Source organism: Methylomonas sp. Uni0009 (genome assembly GCF_054188105.3).
This window is the reverse complement of sequence record NZ_JBTAFN010000001.1, coordinates 1,348,571-1,368,120: the sequence shown is the minus strand read 5'-3', so window position 1 is coordinate 1,368,120 and position 19,550 is coordinate 1,348,571. Positions and strand designations below refer to the sequence as shown.

The 19,550-nt window shown below is 52.8% G+C and carries 17 protein-coding genes and 2 pseudogenes; 4 read left to right on the top strand and 15 right to left on the bottom strand.

The window, feature by feature from the left end:
* Positions 1 to 10: 10 nt before the first annotated feature.
* Both ACWAU0_RS06390 and trpE read right to left on the bottom strand, forming a co-directional pair.
* Positions 11 to 601, bottom strand: coding sequence for an anthranilate synthase component II (locus tag ACWAU0_RS06390; protein ID WP_458138683.1), 591 nt, complete (start codon positions 599 to 601; stop codon positions 11 to 13).
* Entirely contained in the window at positions 598 to 2,106 is a 1,509-nt protein-coding gene (trpE, locus tag ACWAU0_RS06385) for an anthranilate synthase component I (protein WP_458138682.1), read from the bottom strand. Before trpE ends, ACWAU0_RS06390 begins: the two co-directional genes overlap by 4 nt.
* Before the next feature lie 140 nt (positions 2,107 to 2,246).
* Here trpE and ACWAU0_RS06380 point away from each other — a divergent pair, with 140 nt between their 5' ends.
* Both ACWAU0_RS06380 and ACWAU0_RS06375 read left to right on the top strand, forming a co-directional pair.
* Entirely contained in the window at positions 2,247 to 2,480 is a 234-nt protein-coding gene (locus ACWAU0_RS06380) for a hypothetical protein (protein ID WP_458138681.1), read from the top strand.
* Positions 2,481 to 2,824: 344 nt separating this feature from the next.
* A pseudogene (locus tag ACWAU0_RS06375) lies at positions 2,825 to 3,013 on the top strand (IS110 family transposase); the annotation flags it as partial.
* A 161-nt stretch (positions 3,014 to 3,174) separates the two neighbouring features.
* Here the strand turns inward: ACWAU0_RS06375 and ACWAU0_RS06370 are convergent.
* From ACWAU0_RS06370 to mmoX, 13 genes and pseudogenes are all read right to left on the bottom strand, one after another.
* On the bottom strand, positions 3,175 to 3,765 hold the full coding sequence (locus ACWAU0_RS06370) for a hypothetical protein (RefSeq protein ID WP_523070769.1): 591 nt from the start codon (positions 3,763 to 3,765) through the stop codon (positions 3,175 to 3,177).
* Positions 3,753 to 7,361 carry an RHS repeat-associated core domain-containing protein gene (locus ACWAU0_RS06365; RefSeq protein WP_458139205.1) on the bottom strand — a complete coding sequence of 1,203 codons (3,609 nt, stop codon included), beginning with the start codon at positions 7,359 to 7,361 and terminating at the stop codon, positions 3,753 to 3,755. Before ACWAU0_RS06365 ends, ACWAU0_RS06370 begins: the two co-directional genes overlap by 13 nt.
* Positions 7,362 to 7,433: 72 nt before the next feature.
* Positions 7,434 to 7,526, bottom strand: a pseudogene (locus tag ACWAU0_RS06360) (DUF6531 domain-containing protein); the annotation flags it as partial.
* Between the two features lie 11 nt (positions 7,527 to 7,537).
* Positions 7,538 to 7,759 (bottom strand): hypothetical protein, encoded by a 222-nt coding sequence (locus tag ACWAU0_RS06355; RefSeq protein ID WP_445369930.1) that lies wholly within the window; start codon positions 7,757 to 7,759, stop codon positions 7,538 to 7,540.
* A gap of 752 nt (positions 7,760 to 8,511) precedes the next feature.
* Positions 8,512 to 10,299, bottom strand: coding sequence for a sigma-54-dependent Fis family transcriptional regulator (locus ACWAU0_RS06350; RefSeq protein ID WP_458138680.1), 1,788 nt, complete (start codon positions 10,297 to 10,299; stop codon positions 8,512 to 8,514).
* Positions 10,300 to 10,511: 212 nt separating this feature from the next.
* On the bottom strand, positions 10,512 to 12,194 hold the full coding sequence (gene groEL / locus ACWAU0_RS06345) for a chaperonin GroEL (RefSeq protein WP_458138679.1): 1,683 nt from the start codon (positions 12,192 to 12,194) through the stop codon (positions 10,512 to 10,514).
* 20 nt (positions 12,195 to 12,214) lie between these two features.
* The gene (locus ACWAU0_RS06340; protein WP_192393531.1) at positions 12,215 to 12,508 is read right to left on the bottom strand and encodes a hypothetical protein; all 294 of its coding nucleotides are present in this window, start codon (positions 12,506 to 12,508) and stop codon (positions 12,215 to 12,217) included.
* Between the two features lie 115 nt (positions 12,509 to 12,623).
* Entirely contained in the window at positions 12,624 to 13,661 is a 1,038-nt protein-coding gene (gene mmoC, locus ACWAU0_RS06335; protein WP_171696933.1) for an aromatic/alkene monooxygenase hydroxylase FAD-binding subunit MmoC, read from the bottom strand.
* Between the two features lies 1 nt (position 13,662).
* Positions 13,663 to 13,923, bottom strand: coding sequence for a soluble methane monooxygenase-binding protein MmoD (gene mmoD, locus ACWAU0_RS06330; protein ID WP_458138678.1), 261 nt, complete (start codon positions 13,921 to 13,923; stop codon positions 13,663 to 13,665).
* A 155-nt stretch (positions 13,924 to 14,078) separates the two neighbouring features.
* Entirely contained in the window at positions 14,079 to 14,576 is a 498-nt protein-coding gene (gene mmoZ, locus ACWAU0_RS06325) for an aromatic/alkene monooxygenase hydroxylase subunit gamma (protein WP_458138677.1), read from the bottom strand.
* A 9-nt stretch (positions 14,577 to 14,585) separates the two neighbouring features.
* On the bottom strand, positions 14,586 to 15,011 hold the full coding sequence (gene mmoB, locus ACWAU0_RS06320) for a methane monooxygenase regulator MmoB (RefSeq protein ID WP_192392557.1): 426 nt from the start codon (positions 15,009 to 15,011) through the stop codon (positions 14,586 to 14,588).
* A gap of 9 nt (positions 15,012 to 15,020) precedes the next feature.
* Positions 15,021 to 16,199 carry an aromatic/alkene monooxygenase hydroxylase subunit beta gene (gene mmoY / locus ACWAU0_RS06315; protein WP_458138676.1) on the bottom strand — a complete coding sequence of 393 codons (1,179 nt, stop codon included), beginning with the start codon at positions 16,197 to 16,199 and terminating at the stop codon, positions 15,021 to 15,023.
* Positions 16,200 to 16,227: 28 nt separating this feature from the next.
* Entirely contained in the window at positions 16,228 to 17,811 is a 1,584-nt protein-coding gene (gene mmoX / locus ACWAU0_RS06310) for an aromatic/alkene monooxygenase hydroxylase subunit alpha (protein WP_033157495.1), read from the bottom strand.
* 339 nt (positions 17,812 to 18,150) lie between these two features.
* Here mmoX and ACWAU0_RS06305 point away from each other — a divergent pair, with 339 nt between their 5' ends.
* Both ACWAU0_RS06305 and ACWAU0_RS06300 read left to right on the top strand, forming a co-directional pair.
* A complete protein-coding gene (locus tag ACWAU0_RS06305; RefSeq protein WP_101053824.1) occupies positions 18,151 to 19,026 on the top strand; it encodes a fumarylacetoacetate hydrolase family protein in 876 nt (291 codons plus the stop codon).
* A gap of 73 nt (positions 19,027 to 19,099) precedes the next feature.
* Positions 19,100 to 19,546: a hypothetical protein gene (locus tag ACWAU0_RS06300; protein WP_101053827.1), complete on the top strand. Its 447-nt coding sequence runs from the start codon at positions 19,100 to 19,102 to the stop codon at positions 19,544 to 19,546.
* The last annotated feature ends 4 nt before the right edge of the window (positions 19,547 to 19,550 follow it).

The following is a 19,550-nucleotide window of genomic DNA, read 5'->3' as shown; positions in this document are numbered from 1 at the left end:
CACCTCAATCTTACCGCGCCAAAAAATTCCGCAACATGTCATGCCCATGCTCGGTCAGGATCGACTCCGGGTGGAATTGCACGCCTTCAATATCCAGCGTTTTATGTCTTACGCCCATGATTTCGTCGATGTTGCCAGTCTCGTCCTGGGTCCAGGCGGTCACTTCCAGGCAATCGGGCATAGTCGATTGCTCGATCACCAGCGAATGGTAACGGGTGGCGGTGAACGGATTGCTCAAGCCTTTGAACACGCCCAAATCTTTGTGATACACCGGCGATACTTTGCCGTGCATGATTTGCTTGGCGTGGATGATGTTGCCGCCGAAGGCGTAGCCTATGCTCTGGTGACCCAGGCAAACGCCCAGAATCGGGTATTTGCCGGCGTAGCGGTGGATGGTTTCCACCGAGATGCCGGCTTCTTTGGGTGTACAGGGGCCGGGGGAAATCACGATTTTGTCCGGGCGCAGACCCTCAATGTCTTCCACCGTCACTTCGTCGTTGCGTACCACCACCACGTCGGCGCCCAGTTCACCGAAATATTGCACCAGGTTGTAGGTGAACGAATCGTAGTTGTCGACCATCACCAATCTGACGCCGCTCATGTTTGTGCTCCTTTAGATTGAGCCGCGCTGCTCAGGAGGCCGGCTTCGGCCATGCTGACGGCGCGGAACACCGCGCGGCCTTTGTTCATTGTTTCATCCCATTCGTTGCGCGGCACGGAATCGTAAACGATGCCGGCGCCGGCTTGAATGTGTAAGGTTTGGTCTTTGATGATGGCGGTGCGGATCGCGATCGCGGTATCCAGGTTGCCGGACCAGGAGATATAACCGACTGCGCCGGAATAAATGCCGCGCTTGACCGGCTCCAATTCGTCGATGATTTCCATCGCGCGAATTTTCGGCGCGCCGCTGACGGTGCCGGCCGGGAAGGTAGCTGCCAATACGTCGAAGGCATTCTTGCCCTCTTGCAATTCGCCGGTGACGTTGGAGACGATGTGCATCACGTGCGAGTAGCGCTCGACGATCATTTTATCGGTCAGTTTGACGCTACCAATTTTCGCTACCCGGCCGGTATCGTTGCGGCCCAGGTCGATTAGCATCAAGTGTTCGGCAATCTCTTTCGGATCGGCCAGCAGTTCCTTTTCCAGTTCCAGATCCTGCTCATGGGTTTCGCCGCGGCGGCGGGTGCCGGCGATTGGCCGCACCGTCACTTCGTTGTCTTCCAGCCGCACCAGAATTTCCGGCGACGAGCCCACTACATATAGATCGTCCAGGTTCATGAAAAACATATACGGCGACGGATTCAAGCACCGCAAAGCCCGATACAAATCCAGCGGCGCGGCTTCAAACGGAATCGACATACGTTGCGACAACACCACCTGCATGCAGTCGCCGTCGGTGATGTATTGTTTGGCTTTTAACACCGCGTCTTCGTAGCCTTGCTGGGTAAAGCCGGAGACAAAATCGTGTTCGTGCACGTGCTTAACGGCAGGATGCGCTTGCGGATTGGCTTGCAATTCACGCAGCTTCACCACCAGTTCGTCGAGTCTGGCTTTGGCGTTTTCGTAGGCATTGGTTTGCGATGGATCTGCGTGGGTCAGCAATAGCATTTTGCCGGACAGGTTGTCGAATACCAGCAGGTCTTGCGACACCATCAACAAAATGTCCGGCGCGCCGATAGGGTCCGGTTTGCCGCTGGGCTTTAAACGCGGCTCGATATAGCCGATGGTTTCATAACCGAAATAACCGACCAGACCGCCGTTGAAGCGCGGTAAACCCGGCACATCCGGCACCTTGTAGTTTTGCCGAAATTCTTCTATCCATTCCAGCGGTTGAGCGTGCTCGAAAGTCTGGTTGTCGTGGCCGTCTTTTTCGACCGTGATGCGGTGGCCGCTGATTTTGATACGGGTTTTGCAAGGCAAGCCGATGATCGAATACCGTCCCCACTGCTCGCCGCCGTGTACGGACTCAAACAAATAGGAATAAGGGCCGTCGGCCAGCTTTAAGTAAGCGCTGAGCGGCGTGTCCAGATCGGCCAGCACTTCGCGGCAGATCGGGATGCGGTTGTAGCCTTGTTGGGCGTATGCGGTAAATTCGGCGGGTGTCATTATTATTCTCTTGAAGCAACCGGTTGTGCGACTCGCGATTGTAACGCACAACGCGCCCAGCAGCGACCCGCGCGGCTGAAAACTGAGCCTACTGCGAAATTGTAAACTGCTTGGACGTCCAAAATTAAACTGGCCGCACGTTGACAGCCTTATATTTTGCACCTCTATCTATCGGGCTGATAAAAATGGAGTTGTTACAGCGTGACATTGAGGTGTTGGAGCAGGAAAGGCATCAGCGTTTGGGACAAGACGCGGCAGCAGCTGATCAAGGGCCTTCGGCAGCTGATAGCCCTGTCGGCAAGGTTAAAACATTGGCGGTGAATAAAGAGTTTGGCGAATCCATGCGCATTTCGGGTATTGCACTTCGGTTTTGAATCTGCAGTTTGTGTCGAGCCATGCAAGGCGCAACGGTCGCGAACGATGCGCCTGTCGGCAGCATCCTATAGATCAGCGCACGTTATCGCGTTGGAACCAAAACTATAGCAAGGAAGATTTGATTGACGGGCAAGGCCGTAAGACATACGGCGCAATACGGCTTCGCCTATTGACGCCCTACCGATTGCGACTTACGGCCTTAAGAAGGCTCCAAGGCTATGGCTATTTAATTCCAGTGTTGGGCAATGAGATTACCACCTCTCCTGTCGATTGTTCTTTTACTTGTCGAGCAGGTGGGACTGTGGGATTTTCTGGATATGTTTTGCCGTTAAATATGAGTTCCGCGTTCTATATGCCGGCCATGGTGACGCTTTATAAAACAGCCTGGGGTAAACAATTCCGTGGACGATTAGCCGGTGCTGGTAAACCCAATAAGCTGATTATCGGGGCCATGATGCGTAAATTGATTCATGTGGCATTCGGTGTCTTGAAATCCGCAAAACCCTTCGACTCGGCTATTCATCTGGCTTGACTTGGATAACAGTATCTACGGCCCTGAAATCCGCAAAACCCTTCGATTCGGCTATTCGTTTGATTTGATTTGGATAACAGTATCTACGCGGGCTTGCTTATGAGAGACCAGCGGTCTTGCAGTCATGAGCGGAACCCGCCAAAAGTTCCGCTTTATGCCTGTTACAAGCGACTATTCGGTGACCAATGAATATAACCTTCTCCATCATAGGCGCCAACAACAACTTCTAGTATATTTTTGAACGAATCGTATTTTGAATTCATAACACAATCTTTAATATCAATAGAATTTTCTAACTCAAAAACAACGCACAAAAAATGCCACGAAACACCAGTTCCTCTAATTAAATCTCTCAATTTTAATTCCGTGGCTTCTGTATCAACAACCCAATGATAGACCTCGTCATTATTTGTAAGACATGAACCGTGGCCAGCTACATTTTCCGCACTTCCCATTACATCATCAAACATTGCAATAGACGGAGAATTTAACTTCAAAGCTCTTAGTATTCTATCCGGCAATGAGTTGTCAGAGCCTTTGCCAAATCCCCAAGAAAAATCAACAACATTTTCGACATTTAAATCTGCAGGAACAACAGAAAAAACACCGCCAACGCTTAAATCGACTTGAGTTTTTACAAACTGGCATAAGGAATTATCAATATCAAGAACATTTAATATGTGCTTAATAGCTTTTTCCCTCGCCAAGCCTAAGATTGATTGAACTGATGAATTTTTCATTATTTCGGCCATATCGTTCCATCAGGCCCAATTCGATAGCCAGGGCCATTTCTATCATTAAAATCCCAGTGTGGGCCAATATCTCCACCATGATCTAAGTCAGGATGCAAACTTTCCGGGCCATTTGGATTTTTATAGCCGCCTTTATCGCCACCTTGTGGTGGTTTGCCTTTCCAAGGCCATTGATTGCCATTCTTGTCTACGGGACATTGACCGGGTTTATCAAAATCAAAGTCTGGAATATTTTCCGGCAAATCAATTGGTACTGATGGACCTTCATCTCCAGAACTAAGTGAATCAGCGATCATTGCGCCGCCAAGTACAACCGTTGCAGCATCAACAAGCGCCTGAACAGCTGGTATTACAAGAGGCGCTGCAACTGCAACCAATCCTTGAGGATCGGTATATCTCAGAGGATTGTTATAAACATAGGCATAGGTATTAATGCCCCCCGCCAACCCAATCGGATCGGATTGCAGGTAGCGCCCGAGGTTAGGATCGTAGAAACGGGCGATATTGTAATGCAGGCCGGTTTCTTCATCGTAGTATTGACCGGGGAAACGCAGATTCTGGGTGATGAAGGCCGTGGTCGGCGTGGCCTTGCCGAACGGATCGAAATCTGCTGCCCAACTGATGTTGCCCGTGCGGTCCGTGGTTTTTTGGGGCGTGCCCAACCGGTCGTTGTGGTAATAATGGATAGGCCAGGGTGTCTGGTTTGGATCCGAGTCCACGTCATAGTTGATCCGCGCCAGTGGCTCGCCTTCCAGGTAAACATAACTGTGCGAGAAGGCCGTCCCTCCCCACTTGGTTTCATCCAGCAGCGTTCCGCTCAGCACGTCATAATCAAACGCGACGTTACCGCTGTTTGTCAGTTTCATGCTGCGATAGCCGAAGGCGTCGTACTTATTAGCCTGAACTGAGACTAGGCTTCCGCCCGCCTCATCCTTGATGGCCGTGACCAAATGGTCGGTGGCCTGGTAAAAATGCCGGCTGCCTTTCTGGCTCGCGTCGCCGTTCGCGTCGTACTGGTAGCTGGCCTGCTGCGCGCCCGTGAGCGCCAGCAGTTTCTGGCTGCCGAGGTCGTAGGTATACGAGGTCTGTGCGCCATTCCGCTCGCTGCTCAGACGGTTGCCTACATCGTCATAGCTAAAGGCATGGGTGTTCACGCCGGTGGCGCTGGACAGCCGGTCCAGCGGGTCGTAACCGAAATTTCGATGACGCCCCGAGGAGCTTAATTCGTCGGCCACACTGTCGAGGTTACCGTTCAAGTCATAGCCATAGGTGGCGGCCATGACGCCCGGCACGGTGCGCCCGGTTTCCCGGTAGTCTAAGTCGTAGCGACGGCTGATCTGTTTGCCATTGCCGTAGGTGAGCGATTTGACCGGGCCGAACGGCAGATGGGTGATGTGAGTTGCTAGCGGTGTTGTTATGTCGTAGACCCAGCTAACGGTACCATCATCCCAGTCGTGCAGCGATACCGAGTCGACTTGGCCGGCCGCATCAAAGCCATAAAGAACTTCACGGTATCCCGAATGCGATATTTTTTCTACTTTGCCATCGGCGTCGTAGGCATAGTAAATAAAGTTATCGTAGGTATGCGGCAAACCCTTGGCGGTGATGGAAGTCAACCGTCCTGCCCGGTCGTACTTGAGAGTCCGGTTACCGCTGGAGCCCGAACGCAAGGCGCGCGACAGCTTGCCCAAGTTGCCGTTTTCGTCGTAATAAAACTGCGCGCCGCCGTCGCCACTTTTAATCCGATTCAGCGCATCGTAGGTATATGTTACCGACACCTTGGCCACATCCGTTTTACCGATCCGGTTACCGGCACTGTCGTAGCCGTATTGAGTAATCCCGGTATTGGGACTGTCCAGTTGCATCAGGTCGCCGAGGCCGTTGTAGCTGTAGACGGTGTCGTGGTTGTTGGCATCGGTGACTTGGGTGAGGCGGTCTTGGCCGTCGTAGCGATAGTCGGTCAAGCCGGCGAGAGCATCGGTGTTGCGGATCAGCCGGTTCAGGCTGTCGTATTGGTGCTGGGTGGCATGGCCGTTAGCGTCCGTGACCTGGGTCAGGTTGCCGTTGGCGTCGTATTCGTAGCGTGTGGTCTGGTTGTAGGCGCCGATGTCTTGGGCCAAGCGGTTCAAGGCGTCGTAGACGCGACTGCGGGTTTTAACCACTGCGCCGCTGCTATCGAGAATTTCCTCTTTGGTGCGGTTCCCCATCGCATCCAGCGTGTAATGAATCTTGCCGCCCAGGGCGTCGGTGATGTCGGTCAGGCGGTGCGCAGCGTCGTAGGTAAACGTATGGGTCACACCGGCTGCCGAGGTAGTTTGAGTCAGGTTGCCGGCTTTGTCGTAGGTGTAGGCGGTGGTGTTGCCGTCGACGGTTTTTTGGGTCAGGCGGCCGCGAGCGTCGTAAGCAAAGCCAATCACCAAGCCATTAGGATCGGTCAGGCTGAGCAGGCGGCCGTTAGCGTCGTAGGCGGTAAAGGTGGTGGTGTGGCCGAGAGCATTGGTGATTTTCCACAGGTCGCCGGGATGGTGAGTGGCCGTGGTATCCGAGTAATAGCTATAGGCGGTGATGTCGCTAACGTCGGTACGCGGGCCGTCGGCGCTCAGCACTTGGCCGAGGTTGTTGTAGGTATAGCTCCACCTGCGGTTTTGCCCGGTCGCGGTATCGGTGACGGCTTTGCTTAGCAGGTTGCCGCCCGCGTCGTAATTGAAGGCGGTGCGCCGGCCGGCCTCGTCGATTTGGGTGGGCAGGTGGTAGTTGGCGTGCCACTGGCTGCTGATTTTGCGCTCAATGCTGTTCGGCGCCGGTACGTAAGTACTCAGATTGGCCGGGCAGCTGGCACCGGGCGCCAGGCCTTCGATGCGGGTCGTTTCCAGATTGCGGCTTAGGTCGTAGACGTAACAGCTCAGGTTGCCGTTGAAGTCGGTGCGGCTGGCGAGGTTGCCGTTGGCGTCGTAACTTTGGGTGTGGGTTGCCGCAACACTACCGGCTCCGGCGGGCTGGCTAATAGCGGTTAGTTTCTGAACGTTTAAGATAGTCTGAAACGTGTAATGCCGGCTGGCATTGAAGCTATCGACGACATCGGTGCTATTGTCATTGTTATAGCTCAGCGCTACTTGTTCAACGTCGCCGGCATGTTTGGATAAATTGGCGCGACCTTGGCTGTCGTAGGCCCAAGTCGCATAACGGTCGCCGTTCTCGTCGGTGATGCCGGTCAGGGCATGCGGGAAGGCGGTGCTCTCGTAATGGTAGAGTTTGAAGCTGCCATCCTGATAGGTCACTTTGCTGAGGTTGCCATCGCTATCATATTGATATTGACTACTCAGGCCGTCCGGGTAGGTGACGCTGCTGATCCGGTTGGCGCTGTCGTAAGCCAGTTGCAGACTGTGGCCGAAGGGACCGGTGACCGTGACCAAACGCTGGCTACTGTCGTAGCTGTATGTGGTGGTGCGACCGTTGGCTTCGGTGCGGGACACGATGCGACCGGCGGTGTCGTAACGTTCCACCACGCCCAGTTGATCGGTCAAGCTGTAGCCGGTGCTATCTTGGGTTAGCCGCAATTGGCTGTCGGCATCGCCTTGCCAGAGTCCGTTGCTCAATGTGAGCCATTCGGCACGGCCATCGGCTTGGTGGATAAAAATCTTGCCGGTTAGAATTTCCAGACTGGGGGCAAGTTGATGGCTCCAACCGTAGCCTATGCTATTAGTATTCCGTAATTGCTGAACACTGTTATAGTGACGTCTGAAAGATAAACCAATACTTTCATTAGAAAAATCTACGTCTTTTTGATATTTATTTCCTGTTGCGGAATCACATGGATTTCCAACTTTACTAGCGCAACCACTATTTTCACCCGCACTCTTTTGGTAATTGACCCCGGCGCACGTCCCATTAGCGTAATTTGGTGCAGAACCATCAGGACATGAAAGATCTGCTCTACATGTAAATCCCCCTCCACATCCAGTACTTGAGCAGTTAATAATAAGTCCTTGTCCATAATAAGAACATTGAGCAGGGCTTAAATACATGTCTGGGTGACCCGGCCATGTGGCGTGCCAATCAGCTATACGCCCATTTCCAGAGGGCGGCATAGAAAGCTTACCGGGAGCGTAGCCATAATCGTACCAGCTCACAATGGTAGCGGGGTAAGTTGCTAATCCAGTTGTTGGCAATATTATTGCCATAATCAAAGCGGCAACCATCAAAATATGATGGTTTGTGTTATGACTCCACCAAGTGACATAAGTTACGGGCAATACTTTGTTTTGTTTGTGGCTCATAATTTATCCAAGGATTTTGTGTCAAGCGATCAGCAATAGTGCGTACTGCCAATAATGTTCTGCGGGCTGTCAGATTAAATCTTGATATCTGTCCTGTTCTCTGAGCCGTTTTAGAAAATACAACATCCAGTCCTTACTATTTGTTGCCGACTCAGCATAGCCGTAAAAGCTAATTACAGGAGTGGGTTTAACCACTAGCGGGTGTTTTTGTGACTGAATCTACACCAGGTCTATTATTATCAGAGCTTCAGCCAGCCCAACAAACAGAGAAAAGTCATGGGCAACAGCTCTGAAAACTAACCAAAAAACATATTAGCCAGTTGACTATCGGGTAAAACGGGACATGCAAGGGAGAATCAATGCGGAAGCTGAAAGGCAAAAATACTACCGAAAACTGTCATTTACGCACCTGTCAGCCGGAGAATGTGCAAATGGATGCAATTACGCGCCTCTCGAATCAGTGTGCTTCTTACCCGGCCTTAGAATGCTCCCGCCAATCGATTTTATCCAGACCGAAGCGCTCGATTTTCCGATATAGCGTGGTACGAGTTATCCCCAGGTTTTTCGCAGCCAAGGAAATGTTGCCCGCGCATTCCCGCAAACTGGCTTTAATGCCGTGCAACTCCCAGTCTTCCAGTGTCATGGTACGGCCCGCAGCCGCCGATATTGGGTAAGTTAGCGTGTTGTCCAAAGCGTTATTGTCGTTCCCCGGCAGCACTTTACCCAGCTCTTCGACAAAATCCAGCGGCAAATCCTCGCGGGTAATCAGCGTGTCGCCGGCGGTGTACAGCGTCGCCCGGATGACGTTGATCAGTTGGCGAATATTACCCGGCCACGGGTGCTGCTCGATCAAGGCAATGACGCTGGGGCAAATACTGATCGCCTGCGGATTGGGTAGATTAGCCAGTTCGCGCTGCAAGATGTGGTGAATGATGCCGAGTTTGTCTTCGCGTTCGCGCAAGGGCGGCAGATGAATTTGCGCGCCGTTCAAACGGTAATACAAATCGCGGCGGAAGCGGCCGGCTTCGACGGCTTCCAACAAGGGTACGTTGGTAGCCGCGACGATTTGCACATCCACCTTGATCGGTTTACTGCCGCCGACCGGCGTGAATTCCGAGGTTTCCAATACTCGCAGCAAAGTCGATTGCAAATCCAGGCTCATATCGCCGATTTCGTCCAGAAACAGAATACCTTTGTCCGCTAACAGAAATTTCCCCGGTTTGCCGGCACTGCGCGCGCCGGTAAAACTGCCGGCTTCGTAACCGAACAGTTCGCTTTCGATTAAGTCATGCGGAATCGATGCGCAGTTGATCGCGATCAAAGGCTGATTTTTCCGCGGTCCGGCCTGTTTCAGCAGATTGACGAAATGATCCTTGCCCACGCCGGATTCGCCGGTAATCAGCATCGGAATCTTATGGTGTTGCAGCTTCACGGCCTTATCTACCAAGGCGGTCAATTGTTCGGACATTGCCGATTCGTATTGGCTGGGCGGCCTTTTGGCGGGTTTGAACGGGATTTTTTCCAATACCCGCGCTTGCGCAACCGGACTCCGGGTTAAGGGCAGATTGGTATTTAGGAGTACGCACAATAAATGCAAAAATGCGAACAAGGAGTTCATGCTTTCCTGTCTATCGCTGATCAAGCCGATCACGGCTTGCACGTTATCGTTCTCATCCAACAAGGGATAACCGACCGTGGTGAAGGGGTGCAACAGGCTGACAAAATGCTCCATGCCCTGAAAGGCAATCGGTTTTTTCAGTTGCGCGGCGGTGCCGATGCCGTTATTACCCAACACCGCTTCGCTCCAGCGGCTGTGCTTTTCGTACAAACTCAGCATGAAAGGGCTGGCAAACGGATTTTCGCCCAAGACTTGCAACAGGTGTCCGTCGGCATCGGTCAATACCAGCATGACGCCGGCTTCTTTCAAAAACACGTCGAACTGATGCCCCAAATGCCGGAGCATTTCTGAAATATCGTGAGCGGCGCGGTTGATAAGCGGCTCCGGATCGGTGATGAAACGCCAATGATCCCAGCGCGCGTAATTGCCCAAAGGCAATTGGTATTCTTCCAGGCAGCGGCGCCAGGATTCCGAAACCTCCGGGCGTACCCAGTCCGTATGATCAGGCACGCAACGGCTCTGTGCCATCCAGCGCCAGGCCTGTATCGGGCGGTCAACTTCAAACGCTAGTGAGGTTTTGAACGCGCAGGCTTCTTTGATGATTTTAACGTTGTGGGGCAAGTGCAAGGCAATATCCATTTTTCCTCTTGTATTTTGGTGCGCCAATTTAGTATCGGCACAAAACAAAAATATAAAAAACAGAGGTTTAGCTGCTTTTTACGGCGATGTTGTCCAAAATAACAAAATCAAAAAAAGAGGCAATGCGACATAACGTCACATTGCCTTACTCCATTGCAGAATAATGGATAGCTCTAACTTTCGGAGAGAGGAGGTTGAGGTAGAAATAACAATTACATACGGGGATCTTCGCGGGTGGCGGCAGCCCATTCCGGCGAATAGCCGGCCATGATGGACAAGTCCGGCACGTTCATGATGACCGTCTCGCTGCTGATCAAAGTAGCCACCACGCTCACTGCATTGCGCAGGGCGCTGCGCAACACTTTTACCGGATCGATAATCCCAATGTCCAGAAAATGCCCGTAGTGTAAATACTGCATATCCACGGCAAATGCCGGGTCAGCCTGGGCAGCTAAGCGCATCAGCACGTCTTCGTTGTTCAGGCCGCCATTGTTCAATAATTGCCGGAGCGGCGCGCCCAGTGCCTGCTTGACGATGGCGATGCCTTGTTGTTGTTCGGCATTTTCGGCTATCACTTCGTCCAGCACCGTGGCGCAACGCCACAAACCGATACCGCCGCCGGGTAACACGCCTTCCTGCAGCGCAGCCTTGGCGGACAAATAGGCATTTTCGATGCGCACCAGCCGCTCCTTGATTTCCACGTCGGAGATACCGCCGACCTGGAAGCTGCCGGTCTTGCCGGACAGGATAGCGATGCGCTCTTCCAGCTCTTCGGCTTCGTGTAAATTGCCGGTGGCGGAACCTTCGCCGGGTTTACGGGCGCGAACCAGTGCCAACTCGCGCCGTAACGCCTCTATGCGCGTGTTAACCGGTTCGCGCGCACCCACGGCGCCGATGATAGTCGTATTACCTTCCGAGATGACCGCGCGCTGCGCCTGACCCAGTTGCGCCAGCGTGACGTCTTCCAGCCGCATGGCCCGCTCCTGCAAAATAGCGCTGCCGCCGGTCAACAGGGCCAAATCGTTCAGCCGATTGATACGATTGTCGCCAAAACCCGGCGGCTTGACCGCCACCACTTTGAAAATGCCGCGTACATGATTCAGCAATAAGCCGGTCAACGCCTGTTCGGCCACCGCTTCGGCGATGACCAAAAGCGGGCGGCCTTCCGTCGCGACATCTTCCAGCAGGGGTACCAGATCCATGAAGTCGCTGATTTCCCGGTCGTACAACAGTATGTAGGGCTGCTCCAAAACCGCTTCGGCGCGGGTTTTATCGGTGATGAAATAGGGCGACAAAAAGCCCTGCTCGTAATGGATACCTTCCACGACCTCCAACTGGTCTTCGCGGCCATTACCCAGTTGAAAGGTCAGGGTGCCGGTTTCGCCAAGCTCGGCCAGGGCCTGTTTCAGGAGCTTGCCGACACCAGCTTCGCCTTTGCTGGCGACCCGCGTAATTTTTTCGACCCAGTCTTCCGCGCTATCGGTGACAGCCGATTTTTGTAAATGCTGCTCCACCAAGATCAGCGCCAACTCCATGCCTTTTTGCAATTGCATGGGATGAAAGCCGGCCGCGACGCTTTTCAGTGCTTCCTCCGCCAGGCTTTGCGCCAGCACAATCGCCGTGGTGGTACCGTCGCCCACTTCACGAGACACCGCGCCAGCGACATCCCGCAACATGCGGGCACCCAAATCGGCAATCCGGTCTTCCATGATGATGGCATTGGCAACCGTAACGCCATCTCGGGTAAAGACGGGCATGATGCCGTCGGTTCGGTGTTGAATCATCACGGCAGGGCCGGCACTACCCAGCGTAACGCTCGCCGCGCGTGCTACCGCATTGATGCCTTGCAGCAGACGTTGGCGAGCTTCCGGGTTGTAAATAACGTGTTTACTCATTTCTAGGGTGTTCCCATCGGTTAGAGGTGCGAATTTAATTTCATCAGGGTTTGCCCCACCTGGGCACGGGTTTGCCGAGCACGTTGCGCATTGGCCCAAGTACGAATCAGGATTTTGTCCCAGTAATCCAGGCTGCGTTTAAAGTCCAGCTCTTCTTCATCCGTGAATTCCTGATTCCAGAACGCCTTTAATTCCTGAACTCTGGCATCGCCCAATTTTTCAAAAATCTCCTGCTCATCTATCACCAGTTTTCTGATCGTTTCGTCCAGTTGCACAGCCATACCAACAAGAAACTCTACATCGTCGGCTTTCATAGTCGCCTCAGCATGGTTGCGCGATTTTTCGATAGGAAAAAAAGGTTGATTTGGATCAGCAAACAGGATTATCGAGCGTCGAAACAGCAGCGCGGCACCCTGTTTGCCAGTAGCGTTACGGCGAGCCGCTGGGCAGGAATTTTTCTAGATAGATGCGTTCCTTGGGGATACCCATTTCGGCGCACACCGCAAAGGTGGCGTCGACCATGCCCGGCGGCCCGCACAGATATAAATCGGGCTTGGCGCCGGTATCCTGCAAATCGCGGCGCAGGATGTCCACCACGCTGCCTTTTTCGCAATGCCAGTCGTCCGAACATTTCCAGACGCAGTTTCTCAGCTCCAGCGTCGGCATTTGTGCGGCCAGTTGATTCAGTTCATCCAGATGGAAAATTTCGGCTTCGGTGTTTACCCCAAAATAGATGATGCACTTTTGCGGTTCTTCCCATTCGTGCATCCGCCGCACCATCGATAATATCGGCGCCAGCCCGGTGCCGCCGGCTACAAAATAGCGCGGGGTAAAACCGTTTTCCTTCAAACCGAAAACGCCGGACGGGCCTTTGACGTTTAATTTCTGACCCAACTTGGCGTCGTTTTTTAAATATTCTGAAAATTTGCCGCCATCGACGATGCGAATCAAAAACTCCAGATCGCCGGTTTTATTGGACGTGTTGGCGGGGGAGTATGAACGGGTGATGGTGGTGCCGGGAATTTCCAAATCAAAAAACTGCCCGGAGTCGAACTTGATGGTTTGATCGTCGCCCGTGCGCCGCAGCAGCAGTTTCACCACGTTGATGGAAATTGGCGTTAGCTCAATTACTTCCGCTACAAACGTCAAACCTTCCGGTGAGAATGAAATCCGGTCGTAGGTATAAGGTACTTCGACTTCCAAATCGCTTACGGGGTAACAGCGGCACAACAACACTTCGCCGGCCTCTTCTTCTTCGTAGGGCAAAGCCTGCGAACTGCATTTGCCCAAAACGTAATCGCCTTCCGCGCAAAATCCTTTGCAAGTCGCGCAACCGCCTTCGCGACACGACGACATCAAATAAATATCCTGCCGTACCGCTGCCGTGATGACATCCTCGTCTTCGTAACAATCAAAGCAAACGGATTCCCCGTCTTGCGTAATGATTTTAATTTGATGGGCGCTCATGTCATTCTCCAAGGCATTGGTTTTTGGCCGACACGCTGAAAAACGCCAATACGTGCTCAACCGCTCGCCGCGATGCGTCCAGGGTTAGCGAACACCCTTCCTGCACCAGTTTTTGGTCGCGGTAGATGGTCCAGCGCCACATGAACTCTAGATCTTCGCAGAAAGCAGCGTAGGGCGCGGTGTCGTATAGCGTGGTGAGCTTGTCAGTTTCACTCGGAAATGCGGGCGCAACCGCCGACTTAAAATTTGAGAAAAAATCCATAATACTGATTCTATGAAATGGTTCGTTGAGATCGAAGCGCACACAAACGCCATCTCGCTCACGGCTATGTAAGCGACGAGTAGGTTTTGTCCGCTATCGGTTTGTTGGCTATAAAGGATGCGCCACGCGCAAGTGCGGCGCATCCTGCCGAACGATTACTGCAAGGTGACCACTTTCACGCCACGTTTCTGACGCAATGCCTCTAACGGCAAGGCGTAGTAGTCGGTGTTGCGCAGTTCCATCAACTTGGTCCCCAACTGGCGGTCGGTGTCCAGAAACACATTGACCGGCATCACAGGCGGTTTGCAGGCCAGTCTGAAGTTGATATGAATGCGCTCCGCTTCGTACATGTCCGTGCATGCCTCCATTTTGGCAATTACTTCATTTGCCACTTGCTGGGCATTGGCGCCGCAGGTGCAATTGTTGAGCAATTGGGTGTCGTTGAATTCCTTGTGCTTCAACAGCGCCAGCTTTTCTTCGATTTTCAACTCAATCCACAGGCCATCCAATTCCAGCGACCAATCGGTTTTAAACGGGCTCATGTGCTTGGCGCGGAAGTCGGTAATGAAGTCGTGCGCTTTTGCCAGCGTATCCAGCGTGGCAATTTTGGCCATCCAGGCATTGCGGGTGGGGTTGTCATGAATATTTGCCATGGTGTTCTCCTACGCCGCAGCCAAGTCTTTCAGTTTGACGTCAAGACCCATCAACTCGGACGTGATGGTGAAGGTCTCGCCCAGGGTATAAGCACGGCCGATGGTGGACGACACATCCACCAACAGATCGTAAACACTGTAGTGTTTGCCCAGTAACTCCGAAACTTCGACGCAGTCGATCTCGATTTTACCGGTGGCTTTCAACCACCAGAAACCGGCGCGGTCTTCCACCACCAGCGTGGGGTTGTCCGCTTTATGCGACCCCAGCAAAATCTCTTCCACCACGGTGTTGAGTTCGTCGGATTTTTTCAGCACCAGCACCACTTCGTGGCTTTCGTGCACGACCTGGTTGTCTTCGGCAAAGTATTCATCGGCAAAGGCCTTGCCGTGTTTTTGCATGATGCCTGCGTTGTAAGCATTTGAACTTTTCGACATGAGTTTTCCTTATTTAAGTCCGCTTAACACGGTTTTGACGAGGGCATTGGTATCGACTTTAAAGTTGATCGGATCGGCAAAATCGCGTTTCCAATCGGCAAACACCCTAACCAACGCCGCTTCGATGGCGGCTTTGTCGCTGACACCTTTGATTTCCGGAATGGTGGTGTAAATCGCCATGAAATCTTTCAGTGCATTGACGGTTCTGGGTAGCCACTTATTGGCCCAAGCCCGCATCAAACGGTTGTTGTAATCACCAAATTCCACGTCGGCCCCCAGACAGGTATGGAACATGTCGGTGGTAATGCCTTTGGTTTGCGAGAAATACAACTGCATTTGATTGATAAAGAACGGGGTCAAGTTATCGCCGTAATAAGACGACAAACGCATAAAGAACTCTCTGCGGACAAATTGCCCGAAGATGGGGTCGCAAATCATATGGCCGGAGAACAGGATTTCGTTCCAGTCATAAGTCGCTTGCCAAATATCTTGCACCAATTCTCTAGCACCTTTGAAAATAGTGCCTTTTGTCCATTCCTGTTTGGGAATGTCGGTGGACTCGGGGAAACCCGGCACCAATTTAGACAAAAAGGTACGTTCCGCTTGAATCATTTGCGCGTTGTCGACCTTGTCCAGACCGATCATCGCACTGCTCATCCGCAGGGTGTCGCCCAGGCAATCGCGCACCACGGAGGAATGCGCATTGAACAAGCCGTATTCGTAAAAGCCGAAAGCGCCGAGATAATCGCCCAAAACCTCATCGCGCCATACCGGATCGATGGAACGCACGTGGCCGTCGGCGGAATAGGCTTTTAGGAAGCGGTCGGTATAACGCCACTCTTCGGCTTTATCCTTGACATACAGCGCATGCCAACGGAAAGCCGGGTCGCGGTGCGCCAGCCAATCCGAGCTGCGCATTTCGGTGGACTCGTTACTCCAGGATGGGCGGCCGCCGTGGAATTTTTGGGTCCAATCGCCCCAGTCCAAGCCGCCGGGAATCCAGTCCGGTGTCGGCTGGCTATAGCAACACAACACTTCATATTCATTGATCCGCTTACCGCGCGGCTTCATGAAGTAGTTCATTTTGCGCTGGGTTTCCAGAGGCTTGTCCGGCACTGCGGCCATGATCACTGCGGCAATTTCCGGGTCGGTCAGGCCGCGTCTGCCGCCATTTACTTCTATAGACATAAGCTAGTTCCTTAAAGTGTTGAAACGGTTACAGAGCTTTCAAAGGATCGGAAAACACGCAGTTAATCCGTTTGATGTCATCCAGCGTCCACAGCTTGCCGTCCTTTTTGGTGTGCGGCTGGCTGATCAAGGTTTTGCCGTCGCTACGCACGCCAAAGCCTTCGGCAATCACTTCCGACAATTCGCGGCCTTCGTATTGTTCGAAGATGTTTTGGCACTCATAACGCTCGGGCTCGGACAGCCACATTCTTTCGCCCCATTGGTCGCTGAAGGAATGTTTCTTGCCGTTGTATTCCAGCACCCGCAAGGTGCTTTCGCCTTTGCAGTAACTAGGGCAGAAAGGTACTTGCGAAACCCGGTCGATATAGATCGGATGGTTGTTTTCGATGAACCATTGGATGGGCAGGAAGCCGCTGCTTGGATCTTCGCAACCGCGTGCGCGCCATTCGTCGTAGACTTTGCCGTACATGTCGTACCAGCCAGGGTAATTGGCTTCGTACCATTCCGCTTCTTCCTGGGTTGGCAGGCTCAAACGGAAGAAACCGGTGGGCCACAAGGCATAAGCAATCAGGAACAAGTCGTGATGCGCCCAGTAGGCGTCTTTTTTGGCATCGCGCAAGCTGCGTGGCGACTCAACGCCGTATTTGCCCAGCCGGCCGATCCAGATACCGCCCCAATCTTCGTACACCCAGCGGTTCCAGGTTTTCACCCATGGCTCGACTTTGAAATGACTGCCGTACTCGAACATCATGCCCAATACCGGGGTGAAGTATTTTTGCTGGGTCCAGAAGGCGTTGTTCAAATCGGTGTTCAGATATTTTGAAGCCGCTTCGTCGTTGGCGATGGACACCACGGTTTGATAACCGTTGGCCATGTGACGCAACTCGTCGGTTTCGATGGACAAGAACACGGTCGGAGTCATTTCGTCGCCGTTGGCGGACGCCCATTCGGTCACGGCCACGATCAATGGATTGGTAAAGCAGGCTTCGCCGACCAATTGCAGATTGATGGAGCATTCCACCGCATCGCCGGAAATAAAGCCGTCCGAGAATACCCGTTTCATGCCTTTCCACAGCGGACCAATTGCTCGAGTGCGGCGGGCATCGTTATGGCCGGCCGCATCCTGGCCTTGTTTGGCAAAGTAATAGTTGATGTAAGCACATTGGTTTGTGTGGCGAATTTCGTCCAGCACTTGGCCCAAGTAACCGTTTTTTTGTTCGGGCGCGGTAGCGGAATCCCACAGCATGCCGGTAGCGGCAATGGCGTTGTATTCACCCACTTCCAGGAAGTTGGAGATGATCTTCATCGATTCATTCCATTTCGGATGCACGCGGTTCGCCGCATCCACCCGCGTCAAAACGTCTTGCAAGCTGCCGAATTGACGCTCGTCCTTCACCGATTCCATGCGGGCATATTCTTTCGCGATCAGCTTGAATTGCTCCTTGGTATCGTTGGCCATTTTGTATTTGGTTGAATACTTGGTACGATTTTTATCAAAATCCCAGGTAAAGCTCTGCATCCAGCGGTGAACTTCCTGTGCACCCACACTGACGGGCGCCGGATTGGCGGCCAACGCATCGGTTGCGGCTTTTGTGGCGGTACTTATAGCCATATTGAATCCTCGTTGTGGTGTTATAAGAATGGCGAGGCTGTCGTCATTAAGCTAAGCGGTGACTTTCCGTTGCCTTAAAGCGCTGATTGGCCTGGACTGACGCCAGCCTCGGTGGTCAGAGTGCAACACGTGTGCCAGGATTGCTTTATTTGATTAAGTCTTTTATTAACAATACTTTAGATGGAATTACCTACGGCTTTGAGCCGGCGCTTTTTAAAGAATGAGCGTCCAATAACTGGACACTGCTTAGAAATAAGACGTCCAATTCGCGGGTTTTGCCGGGCGACACCGGCACTGCGATACAATGCGGATTTTGTTTGGATGAAGAGTTGATTCGGTATGAAACTACTGAGCTATAAATACAATGGTCAAGTACATATAGGCGCACTGGTTGGCGCGCAAATCGTCCCGGCCGGCGCGGATTTGCCCGGCAATATGCTCGATTTTCTGGCGGCTGGAGAGTCGGCAAAACTAGCGCTGCAAAAGCAGATTGCTGCCGACGGCGAACGCATCGCTCTCAGCGACGTGCAGTTGTTGGCGCCGATTCCGCGTCCCGGCAAGCTGTTGGGCGTTGGTTTGAATTACGCCGATCACATCGGTGAAACCGGAATGGAAAAACCGGAATATCCAACCTTTTTTACCAAGCAAAGTACCTGTGTCATCGCCGATGGCGAGGCGATTCATCTGCCGCCGGTGTCGGACAAGGTTGATTACGAAGGTGAGTTGGCGTTTGTGATTGGCAAGCGCTGCAAACACGTAACGGTAGAACAGGCACATGAAGTGATAGCCGGCTACACCATTTGCAACGATGTGACGGTGCGCGATTGGCAGCAACGCACGCCAACCTGGACCTTGGGCAAATCTTTCGATACTCATGGTCCACTGGGGCCATGGCTGGTGACAGCCGACGAAATCGCCGATCCGCATAATCTCAGTTTAAAAACCTGGGTGGGCGACGAGTTGCGGCAAAACGGTAATACCGGCGACATGATTTTTAATTGTTACGAGTTGATTGCTTATCTGACACAAGTGATGACGTTGGAGCCGGGCGATGTGATCAGTACCGGTACACCGGCTGGGGTGGGAGTAAAAATGAAGCCGCGCGGGTATCTGAAACCGGGACAAACTGTGCGTATCGAGATAGAAGGCATCGGCGCGCTAAGCAATCCGGTGATTGCCGAGCCGGAACATTTTTTGGTCGGCGCCTCAGGTTAAGCATTGATTAAGTCTGCCTCGGATATGCTAAGCCTAACTTTACATTAGAGGGCCAACCAGCCAAGAGGCAGTCATGAAAACCATACAAGTCAGCATTCTTACCATCGCCGTATTAACCCTATCGGGTTGCGCGACCGGCTATTATCAGCGTGACTATGGTTATGGCAGTGCTTACTCGTCGCCCGGCTATTACCAAAGCTACGGGCGTAGTTATGCCAGCCCGAGCACCAGTATTACTTACGGCCGCTATTATGTGCAGCCGAGTTATCGTCCGGAGCATCATCACGATGATCATCATGACTGGCATCAACCAATGCCGCATTTCGATCATCGTGTTGGCGGTTGGCAGGGGCGGGACTTGGGGCGTCGGGACTTTGATCGTGAACGGCATGCCGAACAAAGATCCCTCCAACAACAATCGATGCCGGAGCGACAGGAACGCGGTTTCGGGCGCAGGGACAGTGACGGCGACCATCAGCGCGGCGGCTGGGGCGGCCGTTTCGGCAGACGCGGCGACTAAGCGC